At 58.4% G+C, this 19378-nt stretch carries 15 protein-coding genes and 1 tRNA gene; 4 read left to right on the top strand and 12 right to left on the bottom strand.

Annotated elements, in window-relative coordinates:
- Positions 1-275 precede the first annotated feature (275 nt).
- Positions 276-485: a hypothetical protein gene (locus A6U86_RS35895; protein WP_244510025.1), complete on the bottom strand. Its 210-nt coding sequence runs from the start codon at positions 483-485 to the stop codon at positions 276-278.
- A gap of 227 nt (positions 486-712) precedes the next feature.
- Here A6U86_RS35895 and A6U86_RS20315 point away from each other — a divergent pair, with 227 nt between their 5' ends.
- The 3 genes from A6U86_RS20315 to A6U86_RS20300 all read left to right on the top strand — a co-directional run bounded on the left by A6U86_RS20315 (position 713) and on the right by A6U86_RS20300 (position 3465).
- Positions 713-1105, top strand: coding sequence for a hypothetical protein (locus A6U86_RS20315; protein ID WP_141683759.1), 393 nt, complete (start codon positions 713-715; stop codon positions 1103-1105).
- 325 nt (positions 1106-1430) lie between these two features.
- The gene (locus A6U86_RS20305) at positions 1431-2876 is read left to right on the top strand and encodes a DHA2 family efflux MFS transporter permease subunit (protein ID WP_068394768.1); all 1446 of its coding nucleotides are present in this window, start codon (positions 1431-1433) and stop codon (positions 2874-2876) included.
- Between the two features lie 73 nt (positions 2877-2949).
- Positions 2950-3465 carry a hypothetical protein gene (locus tag A6U86_RS20300; RefSeq protein ID WP_068394767.1) on the top strand — a complete coding sequence of 172 codons (516 nt, stop codon included), beginning with the start codon at positions 2950-2952 and terminating at the stop codon, positions 3463-3465.
- A 271-nt stretch (positions 3466-3736) separates the two neighbouring features.
- Here A6U86_RS20300 and A6U86_RS20295 read toward each other — a convergent pair whose 3' ends face one another.
- The 7 genes from A6U86_RS20295 to A6U86_RS20265 form a co-directional block, all read right to left on the bottom strand.
- On the bottom strand, positions 3737-5287 hold the full coding sequence (locus tag A6U86_RS20295) for a SpoVR family protein (RefSeq protein ID WP_068394766.1): 1551 nt from the start codon (positions 5285-5287) through the stop codon (positions 3737-3739).
- Positions 5287-6558, bottom strand: a complete 1272-nt coding sequence (locus A6U86_RS20290; RefSeq protein WP_068394765.1) for a YeaH/YhbH family protein — start codon at positions 6556-6558, stop codon at positions 5287-5289. The genes A6U86_RS20295 and A6U86_RS20290 overlap by 1 nt, the downstream gene beginning before the upstream one ends.
- Before the next feature lie 18 nt (positions 6559-6576).
- Positions 6577-8523, bottom strand: coding sequence for a PrkA family serine protein kinase (locus tag A6U86_RS20285; RefSeq protein ID WP_068394764.1), 1947 nt, complete (start codon positions 8521-8523; stop codon positions 6577-6579).
- A gap of 619 nt (positions 8524-9142) precedes the next feature.
- Complete coding sequence (locus A6U86_RS20280; protein WP_068394781.1) at positions 9143-10336, bottom strand: FAD-binding oxidoreductase; 1194 nt, start codon at positions 10334-10336, stop codon at positions 9143-9145.
- Between the two features lie 76 nt (positions 10337-10412).
- Positions 10413-11213: an amino acid ABC transporter ATP-binding protein gene (locus tag A6U86_RS20275; RefSeq protein WP_068394763.1), complete on the bottom strand. Its 801-nt coding sequence runs from the start codon at positions 11211-11213 to the stop codon at positions 10413-10415.
- Positions 11214-11215: 2 nt separating this feature from the next.
- Positions 11216-11956, bottom strand: coding sequence for an amino acid ABC transporter permease (locus A6U86_RS20270; RefSeq protein ID WP_068394762.1), 741 nt, complete (start codon positions 11954-11956; stop codon positions 11216-11218).
- 15 nt (positions 11957-11971) lie between these two features.
- Complete coding sequence (locus tag A6U86_RS20265) at positions 11972-12895, bottom strand: ABC transporter substrate-binding protein (RefSeq protein WP_068394761.1); 924 nt, start codon at positions 12893-12895, stop codon at positions 11972-11974.
- 113 nt (positions 12896-13008) lie between these two features.
- Between A6U86_RS20265 and A6U86_RS20260 the strand changes: the two genes are divergently transcribed.
- Entirely contained in the window at positions 13009-13695 is a 687-nt protein-coding gene (locus A6U86_RS20260) for a GntR family transcriptional regulator (protein ID WP_068394780.1), read from the top strand.
- Positions 13696-13759: 64 nt separating this feature from the next.
- Here the strand turns inward: A6U86_RS20260 and A6U86_RS20255 are convergent, their stop codons facing one another.
- The 4 genes from A6U86_RS20255 to A6U86_RS20240 form a co-directional block, all read right to left on the bottom strand.
- Positions 13760-15736, bottom strand: a complete 1977-nt coding sequence (locus A6U86_RS20255) for a tyramine oxidase (RefSeq protein WP_198929073.1) — start codon at positions 15734-15736, stop codon at positions 13760-13762.
- 31 nt (positions 15737-15767) lie between these two features.
- Positions 15768-17174, bottom strand: a complete 1407-nt coding sequence (locus A6U86_RS20250) for an aldehyde dehydrogenase family protein (protein ID WP_068394760.1) — start codon at positions 17172-17174, stop codon at positions 15768-15770.
- Between the two features lie 108 nt (positions 17175-17282).
- On the bottom strand, positions 17283-18203 hold the full coding sequence (locus tag A6U86_RS20245; protein WP_068394759.1) for a helix-turn-helix domain-containing protein: 921 nt from the start codon (positions 18201-18203) through the stop codon (positions 17283-17285).
- A 942-nt stretch (positions 18204-19145) separates the two neighbouring features.
- Positions 19146-19221: transfer RNA gene (locus tag A6U86_RS20240), tRNA-Phe, on the bottom strand.
- Positions 19222-19378: the final 157 nt, after the last annotated feature.

Below are 19378 nucleotides of genomic sequence, written 5' to 3'. Positions count from 1 at the left end.
GCATGGCCTATCCCGAGTATGAATCCATCTTCGGGTCCAACGCGCTTTTCAAGGCTTACTGGCACAACGACGTTTAGCTGGGTTTTTCAACGGTATCGGCCCAATCCGGACATCTTGAAGACTGGCAATTACCGGCCGGGATACTCGCCAGGAAACGGTCCGCTCGACCAATGGCCTATGTCATAACCAGTTTCAATAACATCAAGCTGCTCCTGCATTGAGTGTTCCAGGCCACGCTGAAGCGACTGGAAATTATCGATGACGCCGAATTCCGATCACGGCGACCGATTGAACCCATGTTCGAAATGGTTGTAGTAGATCACCGTATCGCCAATCAATGCCACGATCCAGCAGGGGCCATATCCTTTCAACTCCCACTCCTCGGGCATTCTTTTGATGACACTCCAAAGGTTCCGCTGTTTGAAGGACATACGGCTCCAGCCGTCGTTTATTTCGTCCCAAACTTTCTCTTCCGGAAACGGCATGTCTATCCCCAATTGGCAGCCCGGTCGATTGCCAGCAACAAATTATCACCATGGGTTGTATCATTAGGAAATAGCGATGGACGCAAGTGGTGCATTCCCGTCAATAATTTAGTCGCGCACCGCGCGAGGCGGTCATCCATTTCGTTGTATAACAATTGTGATGTGAAGGAGTGCGACAAATGGAAGTAGACCCAGACTAGGATTGTAATGCTCTCATTGAATGGCTGATGCCATTGGCGGAGCGCCATTTAACGAACTATGGTGAGTTTTTTCCGTTTGGCGGTGCAATTCAAACGAGCGGGACGATGACGCTGGTGGCGACTTACGACGGTGACGAACATCCAGATTCCGTCGACGTGATAGCAAACCTCAAGGATGCATTTATTGAGGGTGCACGCAAGAGCGAGTATAGAGCGACTGCTCTCGTCTACGACGTAAGGGTCAAATTGCCCACGACTGGAGACGCATCTGATGCTGTTGCGGTATCATTAAATCACCGCGACAATTATTCTGTTATCGGCTTCTTTCCTTACAGAATTAGCGATGGACAAGTAATTTTCGCCGAGTCCTACGCAATTGATGGCGACACAGATATATTTTCAACGCTTCCGCTGAGTTGATTTGCGCGCGCAGGATTTGGACTGCACGTAGATCACCTGTCTTCCTATAGGTTTGTGCCGCCTTATTGCGCCTCTTGGGCGGCCATTGGGAATATCAGGAAATGGCCAACGCCATTTGCCACATGATCCCGAGCTTTCGCTCCATCCAGTTTTTGTTGCACTGCGCCATGGATGGTGATCATATGGGCAGCGATTCCGAAGGTCGGCGGATCACCGGCCGGTAGCAACACGTCCCCCGAAAGCACAAGGCGGTTTCCGCAGGGATTCATGCGCATCGCAAACGTGCCGGATCGCCTGGTTCGGCGGTGGAAAGCAATTACAGTCCATGGATTCCACAGATCCCCATCCGCAGGGCCAGACTTTCGCGGTCGAACGTAACCCTCGCCTGCGCTACATCATCCCCGCCGTGGTTGCCGTCGCCTTCCTGATGGAACAGCTCGATTCGACCATTCTCATCACCGCCGTTCCGGATATCGCCAGGACCCTCGGCACCACTCCGGTGCGCATGAACCTGGCGGTCACGGCCTATATCCTGACGCTTGCCATGTTCATCCCGGTGAGCGGCTGGTTCGCGGATCGCTTTGGCGCCCGCCGCATCTTCGCGCTTTCCCTTTTCATCTTCACGCTCGGCTCCATCCTCTGCGGCCTGGCGACCAGCCTGCCCATGCTGATCGCCATGCGCGCGCTTCAGGGGTTCGGCGGTGCGATGATGACGCCGGTCGGGCGGCTCATCCTCATCCGCAGCTTTCCGCGCAGCCAGTTGGTAACCGCGATGACCTACATGACGCTGCCGGCCGTCATCGGACCTGTCATCGGGCCGGTGCTCGGCGGCTTCCTCACCACCTATCTCTCCTGGCGCTGGATCTTCTGGGTCAACCTGCCCTTCGGCGTGATCGGCATGATCATGGCGCTGCGCTATGTCGAGGATACCGACCGCGATACCTCGATCAGGTTCGACTTTCCCGGCTTCGTTATGGTCGGCCTCGGCTGCGTGCTGCTGCAATACGGGATCGAGAATATCGGCCGGCCCACCATTCCTGTTTGGGCGATCTTCCTCTCCCTCGCCGCCGCCGGTCTGCTGCTCGTCGGCTTCATCCGCTATGCAAGAACGGCCGAATCCCCGGCCGTCGACCTCACGCTGTTCAAGCTGCGCACATTCCGCGTCGGCACGCTTGCCGGCGGCATCTGCCGCGTCGGGCTGAACGGTGTACCCTTCCTGCTGCCGCTGATGTTGCAGGTCGGCTTCGGCCTGAGCCCCATCGTGTCGGGCACGCTGACCTTCGTCAGTGCGGTGAGCAGCCTTGTCGTACGGCCGGTGTCGACGCGGCTGCTGAAGCTTTACGGCTTCGACCGCATATTGACCTGGAGCGCTGTTTTCGGCGCCGCCGTCGTGGCCGGTTTCGCGCTGATTACGCCCGACACGCCGCACTGGTTCATCATTATCTATGTCTTCATCTTCGGGCTGGCGCGCGCATCGCAATTCATGACGTCCAACACCCTCTCATATTCCGATACGCCGGCAGCCCAGCTCAGCCGCGCAACCAGCCTCGGTGGTGTCCTGCAGCAGCTAAGCGTCAGCTTCGGTGTCTCTGTCGCCGCCATGCTGCTCGGTGTCGTCACGCTGGATGGCTCGCCGCTGACGCCGGAGAAATTCCACATTGCATTTTTGCTGATGGCGGTGATTCCGCTGCTCGGCATACCCGGCTTCCTGAAGCTCCAGCCGGAAGACGGCGCCCAGGTGAGCGGCCACCAGCGCCGACCTCAGCCATAAACTCGCTAAGCGTGACCGGCAACGCTCGATGGTGTCGTGTTGACAGCCGGATAGCGGCCGATACAATCATGAGATGTTATCTCTTGATGATATTCGCTGGAGCGAATTGCAGCACGCCTACGGCGATGCGTCCAATATACCGAATTTGCTGCGGAGACTAGCCTCATCGCCAGGCCCGAAGCGAAACCATCGAGATGCCCCGTGGTTCGACCTTTGGTCGAGCCTGTGCCATCAGGGGGACGTTTACTCCGCATCGTATGTCGCGGTTCCTCACATCGTAAAGATTGCAGGTGAAGTGAAGGAGCCTATCGACTTCTCATTCTTTCAGATGCCCGCAGCCATAGAGATAGCTCGTCTGACAGGGCACGGCCCTGATATCCCCGCAGCTTATGCAGATGACTACCATCGTGCAATCGCGCAACTGGTCGAGAATGTGAGCCTTCACCGGAACGAAGCCTGGGACCAGCCGATGCTCTTGTCTGCAGCGGCAGCACAGGCTGTGGCGAAAGGACATATCGATGTCGCGGAGGCATTGTTAAACTTGGATGCCCATTGGATCGCCAAAATCAATAGCTTCGAGTTTGATTGAGCCTTCCTAGCCAACCTAAAATGGCAGGCGATAGAGCTAGTATGCTCAAGCGATCGCGGCGTGTTCCGCGCGTTAAAGATTGCTGGATCACGGCTCGTTGCGGCCTCGTGCACCCTACAAGGCTCACCCGCCCCCTCCTCAAGCCTCGCAATCAGGAAACCAAGGGCCCAAAGCCACCTTGGCTGGATCATTTTCGCTTTTTTTCGAATCGCGAGAGCGCTCTATCTCTTTGTTTTGCGGATTCCGGGCGGAAAAGCGCTGGCTGTCTTCCTTATGCCGCAACCGCCGAAGCGCGCGGATGGACGAGGTGGTCGCGAAGCACGGTCCCGGAGCCGTCGACTTCCTGCATCAGCACGTCGTAGCTCCAGAGATCGGCAAGATGCTGCAGCACCCGCTTGGCATCCATATCCTCGAGCAGCGCGCCATTCAGCACCGTGTGCCTGACGATCAGCTTTCGATCGCCGGCAAGATCGACGTCGACGATCTCGATATGCGGGTCGATCCAGCCGACGTCATATTGCCGGGCAAGCTCACGCCGAATGCGCCGGTAGCCGCGCTCGTCGTGGATCGCCGCCACCCGCAAGCCCTCTTCCTCTTCGGGGTTGTCGGTCAGATGGAACATCCGCATCTTGCGCATCAGATGCGGGCTGAGGAATTGCGATATGAAGCTCTCGTCGCGATAATTAGCCCAGAGATCGCGCAGCACCGCCATTGCATCGCCGGTCCCGGCAATCTCGGGGAACCACTGACGGTCCTCCTCTTTCGGCTTCGTCACGATGCGCTCGAGGTCCTGCATCATGGCAAAGCCGATCGCATAGGGATTGAGGCCGGAATAACGCTGGTCGTTGAAGGTCGGCTGGAAGACCACATTGGTGTGTGATTTCAGGAACTCCAGGAAATCGCCGTCGCCGATACCGCCCAGCTCGTGCAGCCGCGTCATGATGCGATAGTGCACATAGGTCGCCGTGCCCTCGTTCATCACCTTCGTCTGGCTCTGCGGGTAGAAATACTGCGCGACGTGCCGGACGATGCGAATGATTTCCCGCTGCCAGGGCCTTAGCCGCGGGGCCATTTTCTCGAGGAAATAGAGGAGGTTTTCCTGCGGCAGGCCGGCAAGCGCGCGGCGGCGTTCCAGATCGAGATCCGGCATCTTCTTGCCCGCACCGACGGGGATCGTACGCCACAGATCGTTGAAGATCCGCTCGTCATATTCGCGCCGCTCGCGCTCGCGCTTTTCTTCCTCACGCAAATCCGGCGTTTTCTTGCCGGCGTAGCGATTGACGCCATGCGACATCAGCGCGTGCGCCGCATCCAGCGTCCGCTCGACGGCGGCATGGCCATAGCGCTCCTCACAGCGGGCAACATAGCTCTTGGCGAAATTGAGGTAGTCGAGAATGCCCTCGGCATCCGTCCAGAGCTTGAACAGGTAGTTGTTCTTGAAGAAATGGTTGTGGCCGAAGGCGGCATGCGCAATGACGAGCGCCTGCATCGTCGCCGTATTCTCTTCCATCAGGTAGGAGATGCAGGGCGAGCTGTTGATGACGATCTCATAGGCAAGGCCGCGAAGACCCTTGCGGTAGAAGGCCTCGTGATGGGCGAAATGCTTGCCGAAGGACCAGTGCTTGTAAAACAGCGGCATGCCGATCGAGGAGTAGACGTCGAGCATCTGCTCGGCTGTGATGATCTCGATCTGGTTCGGGTAAACGTCGAGGCCAAGCTCGTCGACGGCGATGCGCTCGCAGGCATCGTGGATCCGCTGGATGGTAGCGAAATCCCAGTCCGCACCTTCAAAAAGCCGTTCCATCGATGCCTTCTTCGCCATCAGCCGCTCCTTGTTTCCGCCGTCCGTCGCTGGAATAGGTCGTGGAAGACCGGATAGATCTGGCTGCGATCGCTGACGCGCCGCATCGACAGTACCGGCCAACCCGCCTGTATCCGCTCGTAGAGTGACCAGAGCGCCGAACCGGAAGAGATACCCGCGCTGCGCGCTTCACCCACTTCCAGATAGGCGAAATACTGGCATGCCGGCAGGATCTCGCTGGTCATCAGCGCCGCAGCCGTCGCATTGTCGGAATAGGCATTGTCGCCATCCGATGCCTGTGCCGCATAAATATTCCAGTCCGACGGCGGAAAGCGGTCATGCACGATCCGCCGCATGGCTTCGAGCGCGCTGGATACCTGCGTGCCGCCGGTTGCCGGGCTGCGGAAGAACGTCTCCTCATCCACCTCTTCGGCAACGTCGGTATGCCGGATGAAGACGATCTCGACACGACGATATTGCCGGGTGAGGAAGATATAAAGCAGCATGTAGAAGCGCTTGGCTAGATCCTTCATGTGCTCCGACATCGAGCCGGACACGTCCATCAGGCAGAACATCACGGCCTGCGCCACCGGCTTCGGCTCATTGTCGAAACGGCGATAGCGGATGTCGATGGGATCGATGTAGGGAATGCGCCGGACTTTGGATTCCAGCATCTTGATCTCTGCCTCAAGCTCGGCCCGGCGCGTCTCGTCCTTGCACTCCTCTGCCTCGGCGGCAAGCTTGGCCACGGTCTCCGGTTTCGGACGGTGCAGGGCAACGCGGCGCATCATCGCCAGGCGCATGGTGCGGTTGATGGCAAGATTGGAAGGCGATCCCGTCACCGAATAACCGGCCCGCACGGGGTTGATCTGATCCGTCGATACCAGCCGCCGCTTGGCAAGGTCAGGCAGTTCGAGATCGTCGAGAAAGAGATCGAGAAACTCCTCTCGCGTCAGGATGAAGCGGAACGCATCCTCGCCCGTGCCGTCGCCGCCAGCGCGCGGCTTGCCGCCACCGCTTTCCGGCCGTGGCAGGATATCACCCTCAAGGAAGTCTTTGTTGCCGGGAAGGATATGCTCTTTCAGCCCCTCGGGGCCGCGATGGAACCGAGGCTCCTCGGTTCCATCCAGTGGAATGCTGATTTCGCCACCTTTCAGAATGTCCTGAATGTCGCGATTTTGAGAGGATTCAAACACCGCTCTCTGCACCAGCGCCTTTGCTCTTCGCAAAAACCGTTGACGATTTTCCAGACTTTTGCCGCCTGGGTTCAGGCGTCGGTCAACAATGTGCATTCCTTCTTCCTTGGTGGCTCATCCCGCCTGTTTCACTCGCATGTACCATTCCACAAGCCGCCGAACCTGCCGCTCGGTGTATCCCCGGGCCATCATGCGATCGACGAATTCGGCATGTTTCTTTTCGCTCTCGCCATCCTTCTTGGAACCGAACGAGATGACGGGCAGAAGATCCTCGACCTGGGAGAACATCCGCTTTTCGATGACTTCGCGGATTTTCTCGTAGCTCGTCCAGGAGGGGTTCTTGCCGCCGTGGCTCGCCCTTGCTCTCAAGCAGAACTTGACGATCTCGTTGCGGAAATCCTTGGGATTGGCGATGCCGGCCGGCTTCTCGATCTTGGTGAGCTCCTGGTTGAGAAGCTCGCGGTCCAGAAGCTGGCCCGTATCCGGATCCTTGAAGTCGACGTCTTCGATCCAGGCGTCGGCATAGTCGACATAGCGATCGAACAGGTTCTGTCCGTAATCCGAATAGGATTCCAGATAGGCCTTCTGGATCTCATGTCCGATGAACTCCGCATAGCGCGGCCCGAGCTCACTCTTGATGAACTCGATATAGAGCTTCTCGGTTTCGAGCGGCAGTTGCTCCCTGCGGATCGACTGCTCCAGCATATACATCAGATGCACCGGATCGGCACCGATCTCGGTCGTATCGTAGTTGAAGGTCGCCGCCAGAACCTTGAAGGCAAAGCGGGTGGATGCTCCATCCATGCCTTCATCGACGCCGGCCGTGTCGCGATATTCCTGCACGCTGCGCGCTCTCGGATCCGTCTCCTTCAGGCTTTCGCCGTCATAGACCCGAAGCTTGGAGAAGGCAGTCGAATTCTCGTGCTTGGAAAGGCGCGTCAGAACCGTGAAGCGGGCGAGCGTCTCCAGCGTCGACGGCGCGCAGGGCGCGTCGCTGAGTTCGGATTCCTCGATCAGCTTTTCGTAGATCTTCTGTTCTTCGGTGACCCGCAGGCAATAAGGCACCTTGACGACGCAGATGCGGTCGATGAACGCCTCATTGTTCTTGTTGGCCTTGAAGGTCTGCCATTCCGACTCGTTGGAATGGGCAAGAATGATGCCGGAGAAGGGTATGGCGCCGATATTTTCAGTGCCGATATAATTGCCCTCCTGGGTTGCCGTCAGCAACGGATGCAGCATCTTGATCGGCGCCTTGAACATCTCGACGAATTCGAGAATGCCCTGATTGGCGCGGTTCAGCCCGCCCGAATAGCTGTAGGCATCGGGATCGTTCTGCGCCAGGCTTTCGAGTTTGCGGATATCCACCTTGCCGACCAGCGAGGAAATATCCTGATTGTTCTCGTCTCCGGGCTCCGTCTTGGCGACGGCGATTTGCCGCAGTCTCGACGGTTGCAATCTGACGACGCGGAAGCGGGAGATATCGCCCTCGAACTCTTCGAGCCGCTTCAGGCACCACGGGCTCATAAGCCCGGTCAGGCGGCGGCGAGGAATGCCGTAGCGCTCCTCTATCATCGGCCCCATGGTGACAGGGTCGAACAGGCTGAGCGGACTTTCGAAGACCGGGCTCAGCTCGTTGCCGGCCTTGAGCACATAGATCGGATGGACTTCCATCAGCGATTTCAACCGCTCGGCGAGCGAAGACTTGCCGCCACCGACAGGCCCGAGCAGATAGAGGATCTGCTTTCGCTCCTCCAACCCCTGCGCCGCATGGCGGAAGAAGGCGACGATCCGTTCGATCGTCTCTTCCATGCCGAAAAAGCCTGAAAACGCCGGATAAGTCCGGATCGTCCGGTTCATGAAGATACGCCCAAGTCTCGTGTCCTTGGCCGTATCGATCAGCAATGGTTCTCCCATGGCTGCCAGAAGCCGCTCGGCTGCATTTGAGTACATGAGCGGGTCTTCCCGGCACCCTTCCAGGTATTCGGAGAATGACATCTCGACTTCGCGCCGCGCTTCGAAAGAGCGTGCGAAGGTGTTGAATAGAACATCGTTGTTTAACATGGCGCCCCGTTAGCTTGCTATTGCAATAAACGTTGGACTTAACGAGATCACTTATCCCGCTAGTATCTAAAGTGCGGTATCAGTCGCTTCGAATCAATAGTGATCTGTCAATAATTCGTACGCCTGATTGTAAATACCATCAACATCTTGAACTGCTCATGCACTGAATTAATGTATGGCCGTCTTCAAGTTGTCGTGATTGACGCGTACCCATCACAGGATGCACGCTCTTGCCAGGGAGTTCCACCTGGCCTTCCATGTGGAAACCCACCTCGACGATGGATTGATCTAACCCAGCATTGAGACCTATTCTCTGCATGATTTGGGAGAAAAGATGGTCTTTGTCTGCGCAATTGAGGTGGCGGTGTGGCACACCCTAAACATCGCGAAAGTGCCCCATCTCGCCGACGGCTTCACATCACTCCGGAGAATATCCTTCAGGTCGCCAAATCGATCGCTGGCGTGGCACGCAACTTGAGGCGGCTTTACCGAAGGCAGGTCAAAAACGTGTGTTTATATAATTATTCTCTTGTAAATTGTATTTATAAACTCAGACGCCATGCATCGTGAACTGCGAGTGGACTACTCCCGGGTGGAAATCAACGCTCTGACAGACTTCTCATCTCGCCAGCATCGCGCTGACCAACTGCGCGGTACGAGGCGCCAAGGTCAACCCAATGTGCCCATGTCCGAAGGCAAGAATGACATCCTTCCCACCTCTTGAGGGCCTGATGATCGGCACGGAATCGGGCATTGAAGGCCGAAACCCCAACCAGGAGCGGCTCGGCTCGCCAAGTTCGGGAAAATAGCGGCGCGCATTCCTCACGAGAGCCTGTGTAAGCCGCAGGTTTTTCGGAGCGGTCAATCCGCCAAGTTCCACCAGGCCGGCAACCCTTAGCCGCCCTCGCATCGGGCAGAAGTAAAAACCATGCGCCGTCGGACAAACCGGCCGCTCGATCGGCAGCTCGGGCATGTCATACTCGACATGATAGCCCCGCTCGGTGTCGAGCCGCACTGGGTCGCCAAGGGAAGCCGCCAGCTTGCGTGAATGAGCGCCGGCGGCAATGACGACTGTGCGGGCACGCAGTTCGCAAGCCGCCGCAACGATCCGCAAGCCACTTCGTTCCCGCACGATACTGTCAACGGATGCCTGCACGAATTCCACACCCGCCCGCCTGACAGCGGAAGTGAGGAGATGCATCACCTCGCCGGGATCGCTGAGGTTGATGGCCTTGGGAAAGAACAGGCCACCCTCAAATCGGGTGAGCCGCGGCTCGAGCCGGGCCACGTCATCAGCCGAAAGAAGCTCCTGTGAAACACCATAATTGCGGCGCAACGCTATGTCGGCGCCGGCTGCCCGGAACGCCTTTCGCGTTTCGTAAAGGTAGAGACAACCTTTCGCCGACAGGAACTGCGAGGCACCAATCTCGGCGGCAAATTCAGTCCAGGCCGGGGAAGCGTCCGAAACAAGTTCGGCAATTCGGCCGGCATTCTCGCGATAGCGATGCGGCAGGGATTCGTAGGCAAAGCGGGCAAGCCAGGGAAGCAGGGTCGGCAATGCCGACCTGCGGACTGCAAGAGGACTATCCGGGCTGAGGACGAGCGACAGGAAATTCCGGAGCACCGCCGGGGTTCCCACCGGTATGATCGCATAGTCGGCCACGGTCCCCGCATTCCCGTAGGAGGCACCCGATCCTGGTTCGTTCGGTTCGACGACGACAACCTCACGCCCATCAGCGCGAAGCCGAAGGGCGATCGCCAGCCCAATGACCCCGCCGCCCACAACGACGATATCTGTCGAAATCCTGTTCATCTCATCCATATTTTCTGCGGGGGAAGCTGTTGGCGTGCGGCCGGATTTTAAGGCGGCCCGGTGAAAAGCCTCACGCTTAGCCTGGTTTCGCGTACCGGGCGACATAGGCAACGGTGCGAGGCTCCCTGGGACTATCCAGCACATCCGCGGCCGGCCCTTGCTCGATGATCCGACCGCCATCGATGAAGACGACCCAGTCGGATACTTCACGCGCAAACGGGAGTTCGTGCGTGACGATGATCATCGTCATCCCGTCGCTTGCAAGTTCGCGCATCACGCGCAGCACTTCGCCAGTCGATTCCGGATCAAGTGCGGAGGTCGGCTCGTCAAAGAGCAGCACGGTCGGAGAGAGGGCAAGAGCCCGGGCGATCGCAACGCGCTGCTGCTCGCCGCCCGACATTTGCTCCGGATAGGCCAGGGCACGGTGGACAAGACCGACACGGGTCAGCAGCCGCATGGCACGTTCCACCGCCTCGCGCTCGTCAATGGTGGCAGCGTGCATCTGCGCCAGCACGACATTTTCCACGGCCGTCAGATGCGGGAAGAGATTGAAGCGCTGGAACACCATGCCGACGCGCTGGCGCAGCTTGGCGAGATCCTTGCAGGTCAGCATGCCCTTGGAGAAGATCGCCTCGCCATTTATCTCAATGGCGCCGTCTTCGGGCTGCTCGAGCAGGTTGACGCACCGCATGAGGGTTGTCTTGCCGCCACCGCTCTGGCCGATGATGCTGACAATCCGGCCGCGCGGAACATCCAGATCTATGCCGTCGAGCACGAGCCTTCCATCGAAGGATTTCCGCAGCCCACGGATCTTGATCGCCGAGCCGTTATCGGGCGAGGACGCGATGCGTGTTGTTTCGACTGTTACCTGGGCCATTTCTAGCTCCCTGCCCGGATCAGGGCTCTTGCCAATCTCAGCCGCCGGCGCCGGCCCAACGACAAGGGCACGCCCGCATGAATGGTACGCTCGAGCCAGAGGAGACATTGCGAGACGGGATAGCAGACGGCGAAATAGAGTGCCGCGATCACCAGATAGACTTCGAGCGAGCGAAAGGTCTCGGACGCAATCAATTGCGCCCTGGTCATGAGCTCCGCCGCCGAGATCGTAACCAGCAGCGATGTCGATTTCAGCAGGTCGACAAACATCGTGTTCGTGCCGGGCAGCGCCAGGCGAAGCGCCTGCGGCAAGATCACATGGCCGAAAGTCTTGACCCGGCCTAGGCCCAATGCATGTGCCGCCTCGTTCTGGCCCGGATGAATGCCGGCAATGGCCGCACGGAAGATCTCCGACAGATAGGCCGCATAGAACAGCACAAGGCTCAGCACGCCGGCGACAAAGACGCTGAACCTTATCCCGACGGAGGGCAGGCCGAAATAGGTGACGAAGATGATGGCAAGCAGAGGGACGTTCTTGAACACCTCGGTGTACAGCGTGGCCGGCAGCCTTACGATGCGGACCCGATTGAGGCGCATCAGGGCAAGTATCAAGCCAAGGATAGCTGCCCCAATGAAACTGGCGAGCGTATAGGCAAGGGTCCGTAAAAGACCCTCACCAAGATTGCCTGCATAGTCGCCCCAGGGAACTTGAAACAATTGAGCAAGAGGTTGCCAAAAGCTCATGTCCGTTCCCCCCGATCAATTGGCGATGGCCGGTGGTGACCAGGTCTGCGGGCGATCGACGCCGCGGCGCTGGGCCGCCATGTCAGGCGACGGGACCAGGAACTGCTTGGGATCGCCGCCCCATTTCGTCACGAGCGTAGCAAGCGAGCCATCCTTGTACATTGCATCGATCTGGTCTGAGATCGCCTGGGTGAGCTTCGGAGCCTGCTTGGGGAGATAGAAGCCGGTCATGTAGGGCTGGAAATATTTATAGTCGGGATGGGCGGCAACCTGCTCTGCTGTCGGCGCATCGAGATAGGCAACCCGAAACTTCATGTCGGGCCGTTGCTGCTGCTGATAGATGATCAGCAGGGGATCGAGAAAGCCGACATCGAGCCTTCCCGACGAAAGATCCGAAAAGACACTGTCGGCCGTCGGATAGGTGCGAGCATCGGCCTTCGGAACTTCGGCGATCGACTTGGCCCAGACATATCCGGTGACGGTGCCGAGGGCCTTGCCCTCGAGGCTCTTCACATCGGGATAGGAAACTTCACCATGCACGGCCATGGCCGGTGGCGAGTAATAGGGCGGATCGGTGAACAGGCCCGCCTTCTGACGCGCATCCGACCATGCGATGCCGCCGATCGTGATGTCGGCGCGTTGTGACTGCACCGCGGCAAGCATGCCGGGGAAATCGGTCACGACCGTCTCGATCTTGAGGCCAAGCTTCTTGGCGACCGCGTCGAGAATGTCGCTATCGAGCCCGACCAGCTTGTCATCCTTCAGCGCCGTGTAGGGCATGTAGGCCTCGATGGCCACCTGAAGCACACCGGGCTTCAGCGTTTCCAGGTCTTCGGCCTGCGCAGCCGTAATTGCGGCGAACAGCCCAAACCCAAAGCCCAAAATCGCCGCCACGCCGCGCCTGAATGGCGAATGCGCGAAAATATCGTTGCTAATCATGTTCACCCTCCTTATATTTTTGTAATATATTACTCAGTATATTATTGATGCGCATTGTCAAGTGATTCTGCCGCCGGACAAAGCAGACCACTCTCAGGATGGAGACAACGCGGATGGACACTTGGATGTCGGAAGAAATGATCGACGATCCGGAAGCAACGCTGACTTTGGCGGAGCGCACCTATTTGCAGCTACGCGAGGATATCATCACGGTGCAGCTGGCGCCGGGCACCATATTGCGGGAAAACGATGTGATGCGGCGGCTCGACGTTGGTCGCACGCCCGTACGTGAAGCGTTCCTGCGGCTGCAGCGCGATGGTTTCGTCGATGTCAACGCACGCCGGGGCACTTTCGTCAGCCGGATCGATATCAGCGACCTTACGGCAATCTACGAGGCCCGGGCGCGGATCGAATCCTGGGCTACGCGGCTGGCTGCCGAACGGCTGCGGGAGCCCGAGCGGCACGAAGCCGGCAAATTGATAGAAGCGCTAAAGGCGCTTTCCCTTCCTTCGGAGCTCGATGCGCTTCTTACACTCGACCGACGCATCCATCGCTTCATCTACCGATGCGCCAAGAACAGGTATCTCTTCGACACGCTCGACCATTACCACAACCTGTCGCTCCGGATTCTTCATGTCGCGATGCGCCGGTTTCCCGAGCTGACGCCGGAACTCGATAAGGTGGTACAGGAGCAGATACTGATGCTCGAAGCCGTCTGCCGCGGAGATGCCGATACCGCCGAACGGATCGCGCTCCATCATGTTCTCAGCTTCGAACAGGAAGTGCGCAAGGTCATCTGATCGGCTGGGAAAGCAAGGGGATGAAAGCCACCAGCACCGTTTGAACGGCGCTGGTGGGCAGCGATCAATTTCGCAGCGTCAACGCTGGATTATGCGCGAAGAAGTTATGCGGCTCGATGTGGATCGTTTTCCACTCGGTCGACATCACGGGCCAGTCCTCCATACGCGGAATATGGTGGAAGCCGGCGGTAAACCAGGTGACGATATCCTTGCCCATCAGCGGCTTGTTGGCCTTGACCCATTCCGGCAGCGTATCCGAGCCGTCGCTCTGCATGGCGAACTTGCCGCCGGCATATTGCTGGTCGGGATCGTAGACCGTGTTCCATACCGAATATTCGATATAGGCATTGCGCTTCATCGGCGGGTCCTTGACGAAGTCGAAGGGACCGTAGGCGACATCACCGTGGTGGATCATCCAGCCAGGTTCCTGGCCGAGATAGCCCTTGCGCGAGGGATCCGAGATCATGAAATAACGCGGCTTCATCGCCGAAAGCTGATAGCGCGCCTCCATCTCCGTCTTCGGCATCGAGTGCTGGACCGTCCACATGGAGCGGCGCGGGTTCTTCGGATCGACCTTGGCCGGAACGATGTCCATCGTACCGAAGTGATTGGCCGGCTGGTCGATGTCGAAGTCGATGCGGAAGTTGAAGTAGTGGTCGTGGTTGGCAGCCACCAGGTTCGGCGCGATCAGCGTTCCGTGCGCGGTGTCTGCCGCAGCCGTCGGATCGTCCATCGAGGTCGACTGGACACCCTTGACCGCATCGAGGCCGGTCGCGCCGATCATGATACGGATCTGACCATCGGGCTGCAGCCGGTAATCGATCAGGTAGTCGTAATTTCCGACTTCCGAGGCCGTGCGTACCACGAGTTCGCTTGCTGGCCGGCCTTCCGCCGGGATCGGCTTTTCAGGTGTCTGCGCGAAGACCTCGAAATGGCGCCAGGCCGGATCGCCGATACTGCGCTCGAATACGCAGATGGCATCGGGGATGGTCAGCGGGTTACCCTTGTCGTCGGCGATCGTCGCCGGCAGGAAGGTGGCGTAGCTCGGGCAATCGACGCCTGCGCGCAGCGGGCTCAGGAACAGACCGAAGCCATATTCTCCGCTGTCCATGTAGGTGCGCCAGTACCAGCCCTCGGTCGGGTCCATATAGGGAACGAAAACCTCCGAGAGATGCGACTGGTAGATCACCGAGCGCCAGGTGTCGCCGTCCTTCACGTCGAGATTGGAGAGCACGAGGCCAGGACGCTTGTCGACGCGGAAATTGAAGCGCCACATGTCCCATTCGAGATGGCTGCCAGTGATCTTGTAGTTCGGCCCGCCCTGCTGCGAGAGGGTGGCGAGATTGGTCTGCGGACGCAGCGCCTCGCGCTCGGCCACTTCCTTCTCGGTATAGCCCCAATTGTCCTTCGGGCCGGTAATCGCTCCGGTATCGATGACCTTCAGCACCTTCTTCTTGCCGATATCATAGACGGCAAACAGGCCCTCGATCGGCTTGGCATAATAGTTGGAGCCCTCGGGAACATGATAGCAAGGCACCTTCATCAGGCGGGAATTCTGATACTCCTCGGTAAAGAAGTTGCCGGCGGTCAATGGCAGGCAGAAGGCCTGGTCCGGCGTCAACCCGCGCTTCTTCAGACCCGCGACCATTTGCGGGTCGCCAAGCACGCCCTGCAGCGCGTCCATGAACTCGGTGAAGAGCACCATGGGCTGCCCCTTGATCGGTGCCGTGCTTTCGACCGTGCCCTTGGTAATGTTGACAACAGCTTCCTTGAAGCCCTGCGGGCTCGTCAGCTGTACCTTCGCCTCACGATCGAGCGGCTTGTCGCCTTCCTTCCATTTGAGAACGTCGGCCTTGGCCGGCTCCTTCAGTTCGATCAGCGGATAGAGCGTGTGGTCGTCGACGACCTTCTGCTCGCGCAGGATCTGGTTGATCTTCTGATATTCGTCCGCCGTCAGCCCGTCGAGCGGGTGGCTCATCGCCGTGGACGCGCCAAGCGTCAGCAGCAGCCCGGCCGAAGCCAGATAGTGCTTCATGTTCATTTCCATCCTCCCTGTCTCATACATTCCTGGATCACGCGAATATCACCTGGATATCCGTGTATTCGTGCAGCCCCTCCTCGGCGAATTCGACACCAAAGCCGGAAGCTTTGACACCGCCGAAGGGAGCATTGGGCTGGATCGCGCCATGCTTGTTGATCCAGACCGAGCCACATTCCATCCGCGCGGCCACAGCCTTCGCCGCCGATATGTCTGAAGACCAGACGGAGCCGCCGAGACCATTCGGGCTGTCATTCGCCATGCGAATGGCGTCTTCGACATTGCTGTATTTGATAACAGGCAAGGCGGGGCCGAACTGCTCCTCGTCAACAAGCGCATCGCCATTCGAAAGCCCGGCGACAATGGTCGGCGGAAAGAACAGCCCCTCGCCCGGCGCGCCGCCGAGCAGCACCTTGCCACGGCCGGTCGCATCGGCAACCAGCCGGCTCAGCTTCTCGAATTGCATACGGTTTTGCACAGGTCCGAGAACGCTCGTTTCCTCCATGCCGTTGCCGACCGGAATATTGCGGGCATAGGCGACCAGCGCCTCACAGACGGCGTCATGGATCGACTCATGCACATAGAGACGCTTCATCGCAGCGCAGGTCTGACCATTGTTGATGAAGGCGCCCCAGAAGAGACCTTCGGCGATCTTGGCAGGATCAGCGTCCGGCAGGACGATGCCGGCATCATTGCCGCCCAGTTCCAGCGTCAACCGCTTCATGTTGGAGGCGGCCGATTGCATGACCTTCTGGCCGGTGGCGATGGAGCCGGTGAAAACGATCTTGTTGATGCCCGGATGAGAGGCCATGGCCGCGCCGAGATTGAAGCCCTTGTCATCCGATGTCACGACGTTCAGCACGCCGGGCGGCAGCACCTCGTTCATGATCTGCACCAGACGCAGCGTTGAGAGCGGGGTGAAAGGCGACGGCTTGATGATGACAGTATTGCCCGTGCGCAACGCCGGCATCACATGCCAGATCGCGATCATGACCGGGAAGTTCCAAGGCGTGATCGAGCCGACGACGCCGACTGGCTTACGATGCAGTTCAACGCGACCTTCGGCATTGTCCTGAAGCACCTTGGCCGGCAGCGAAAGCCCGGTCGTGTAGCCTGCCCAGGCAACGGCACCGCCCATTTCCCAACGTGAACCGAGACCGTTCAGAGGCTTGCCCTGCTCAAGCGTGATGATCGTGGCAAGCTCGCCAGCATGCTGCTCGATATGGGAGGTAACGGCAGCACAAATCCGCTGCAGCTCCTTATCGCCCAGCGCCGACCATTCCGGAAATGCCGCACGGGCAGCTTCGACCGCGCGATCAAGCTCGACAGCGCCCAAGGCAGGCGCTCGGCCAGCCTCTTCGCCGGTTGCCGGATTGAGCACCGCAAAATTTGCCTCGCCCGTTACCTGCGCCCCGCCGATGGTTGCAGAATAAAACGTCATTGCCACCTCCTCCGCTGAAACCCGGTCAAGGCCGGGGATTGGCGGAAGACTAAGCCAGGAACGAGTTCGGGGCTTGGACAGGAGCGTCCGGACTATTGGACAAAAACGTCAATGGCAGCGGGCAACGGCACCCGGCGTTACCCCGTATTTCTTGCGGAACTCGCGGTAGAAATAGGAAAGATCGTTGAAGCCTGCATCATAGGCGATGGCCGCGATACCATCGCCGGCAACCTCCGCCTTTCGGACCGAAAGCCGGTCATGCGCAATTTCGAGGCGGCGGTTCAAAAGCCGGTGACCAGGCGTTTCGCCCAGCACCTGGAAATGGCGCTGCAACATGCGCTCGGAAACATTGAGGCGGGTTGCGAGCTCTCGCGGACCGAAAGCGGGATCGGCCCTGTGGCGATCGATGAGGGCAAGCGCCCGAGACAGCAGCGTTTCCGGCGCGGCTGCGCTGCGGAGCGACTGCAGATAGGCACCCATCAGACAGAGGAAGGCCTCACCAAGCTGCGGCTGGCTGGCCGAGCTGTCGAGCATCTTGGTCACCACCGCCCGCATCGCCAGCCAAAGCGGATCGCTCCGGCTGATCGAGACCCCGCCGGCGCAGCTATTGCCAAAACGGTGAACCATCTCGTCACGCGGAAGGTGGATCGAAACCTGGGAAGAACGAACACCGCCATAGGAAAAGCGCGATGGCCGGACGGAATCGACCAGGAGCATGTCGCCGGGATCGAGATCGGTAATCCGGCCGTTCTGCTCAACCCGGCAATGACCGGCATCCTGGATAAGCAGAAAGAAGTGTTCGCCGGGGTCGCGGCGGATCGCCTTGACACTGCGTTCGACATGCTCGCTGTCATCGAGCGCCACGATCGCGGTTTCGAAGAGCCCCATGCGACGAGTGGCGACATCTCCAGCGACAATGCCCGACGACAGCGTCGGCTCCAGGGTGAACGCCCCGCAGATCCGTCGGATTTCCGCCTCGAGCACCTCTACCGGCACCGGTGTATGAACTGGCGTAAGCAAAGACTGCATAGTCCCCTCCCTGGCCTTTGCATAACGTTCCTCTCCTTTTAGCATATTTCCATTAAAAACATCTGGATTCTTGTGATGTTTGCATAAGCATGATGGATATCGTGCTTGCGGCTGGTCATGCGACTGTGAGCGAGAGACGAAGCACCACAATACCTTAAGCGTCATTTCAGTTTGAAATGCGACGCTACGATTGGGGATAGGTGTTCATTTAATTGCCAAAATCGCGCTGGGTTAGTTTGACACAGAGCGAGCGAAAGAAACTTGCTCGCCTGATTATGAAGATATTGCTGCCGATCTTTGGCGGCCTGGCTGTGCTTGGCATTTTCATGCTCATATTGCTGCAATAGGCAAGGCACGGCGAAATCTGGCGCGAGCTACGTAACCATGCACTGGCTACCCGCACAACAGCCAATGAAAGCTCTGCCTCCTTTGGCGTGAGGCAGAGCTATAGCGCGATTTGAGCGCAACGTGCGAAACTTGGATTGGGGGCGTCAGTTCCGCACAGCCAACTGCTACCACAGATAGCTGAAATCAGCCTGAATAAATCCGAGCATAGTCCAGTGCTGGATGTGCCTCTAATAGAATTTGAGCATGAACAGCTTTGGGGCCACCAAAGTGATTCCCGCCAACAGTAGGGACACGCCGATCTTCAACGCTTTGATGCGGCGCGTTTTCACGCCATCCCAATCATAATTCATAGCTACATTCCCCTTATGTATTTTCATCATTCTTCACAATGCAGGGGAATATACTGCCGCATAAATGCGTGAACCTTACCAAACACTGTCCGCGGCTGATCCATGGAAACATCAACGACAGAGGTCGGTAATGGTTATCGGCGGCGCTCCAAGAGTTCATTGGCCAGCAAGATGACGCGACAACACGACGGAAAATCGCAGGCCAAAAGCAGAAGGTAAAATACTGATTTTTTGAGGGTTGTAGTGGTGCCCAGAGCCGGAATCGAACCAGCGACACGCGGATTTTCAATCCGCTGCTCTACCAACTGAGCTATCTGGGCAACCGAGCTTCGTGTCCAAGGGAAGAGCCTTGAAGGGCTCTGGGCGTTTGGTGCGCCCCGGAAGCGAGCGGGGTTATAGCATCTTGTTCGTCCATGTCCAGCCGCAAATGACTCTTTTTTGACAGGAAATGGAATTTTGGCAATTCACGAACAAAAT

The sequence above is a fragment of the Rhizobium sp. AC27/96 genome (assembly GCF_001692325.1).
Lineage (GTDB): Bacteria > Pseudomonadota > Alphaproteobacteria > Rhizobiales > Rhizobiaceae > Rhizobium.
The sequence above is the reverse complement of the archived record's forward strand: the minus strand, read 5'-3'. Positions and strand labels throughout refer to the sequence as shown.

What these genes read in the sequence shown, in the direction of transcription:
- A6U86_RS35895 (WP_244510025.1), bottom strand. Translation starts at nt 485, where the DNA reads ATGCCGTTTCCGGAAGAGAAAGTTTGGGACGAAATAAACGACGGCTGG.
- A6U86_RS20315 (WP_141683759.1), top strand. Translation starts at nt 713, where the DNA reads ATGCCATTGGCGGAGCGCCATTTAACGAACTATGGTGAGTTTTTTCCG.
- A6U86_RS20305 (WP_068394768.1), top strand. Translation starts at nt 1,431, where the DNA reads ATGGATTCCACAGATCCCCATCCGCAGGGCCAGACTTTCGCGGTCGAA.
- A6U86_RS20300 (WP_068394767.1), top strand. Translation starts at nt 2,950, where the DNA reads ATGTTATCTCTTGATGATATTCGCTGGAGCGAATTGCAGCACGCCTAC.
- A6U86_RS20295 (WP_068394766.1), bottom strand. Translation starts at nt 5,287, where the DNA reads ATGGCGAAGAAGGCATCGATGGAACGGCTTTTTGAAGGTGCGGACTGG.
- A6U86_RS20290 (WP_068394765.1), bottom strand. Translation starts at nt 6,558, where the DNA reads ATGCACATTGTTGACCGACGCCTGAACCCAGGCGGCAAAAGTCTGGAA.
- A6U86_RS20285 (WP_068394764.1), bottom strand. Translation starts at nt 8,523, where the DNA reads ATGTTAAACAACGATGTTCTATTCAACACCTTCGCACGCTCTTTCGAA.
- A6U86_RS20280 (WP_068394781.1), bottom strand. Translation starts at nt 10,336, where the DNA reads ATGAACAGGATTTCGACAGATATCGTCGTTGTGGGCGGCGGGGTCATT.
- A6U86_RS20275 (WP_068394763.1), bottom strand. Translation starts at nt 11,213, where the DNA reads ATGGCCCAGGTAACAGTCGAAACAACACGCATCGCGTCCTCGCCCGAT.
- A6U86_RS20270 (WP_068394762.1), bottom strand. Translation starts at nt 11,956, where the DNA reads ATGAGCTTTTGGCAACCTCTTGCTCAATTGTTTCAAGTTCCCTGGGGC.
- A6U86_RS20265 (WP_068394761.1), bottom strand. Translation starts at nt 12,895, where the DNA reads ATGATTAGCAACGATATTTTCGCGCATTCGCCATTCAGGCGCGGCGTG.
- A6U86_RS20260 (WP_068394780.1), top strand. Translation starts at nt 13,009, where the DNA reads ATGGACACTTGGATGTCGGAAGAAATGATCGACGATCCGGAAGCAACG.
- A6U86_RS20255 (WP_198929073.1), bottom strand. Translation starts at nt 15,736, where the DNA reads ATGAACATGAAGCACTATCTGGCTTCGGCCGGGCTGCTGCTGACGCTT.
- A6U86_RS20250 (WP_068394760.1), bottom strand. Translation starts at nt 17,174, where the DNA reads ATGACGTTTTATTCTGCAACCATCGGCGGGGCGCAGGTAACGGGCGAG.
- A6U86_RS20245 (WP_068394759.1), bottom strand. Translation starts at nt 18,203, where the DNA reads ATGCAGTCTTTGCTTACGCCAGTTCATACACCGGTGCCGGTAGAGGTG.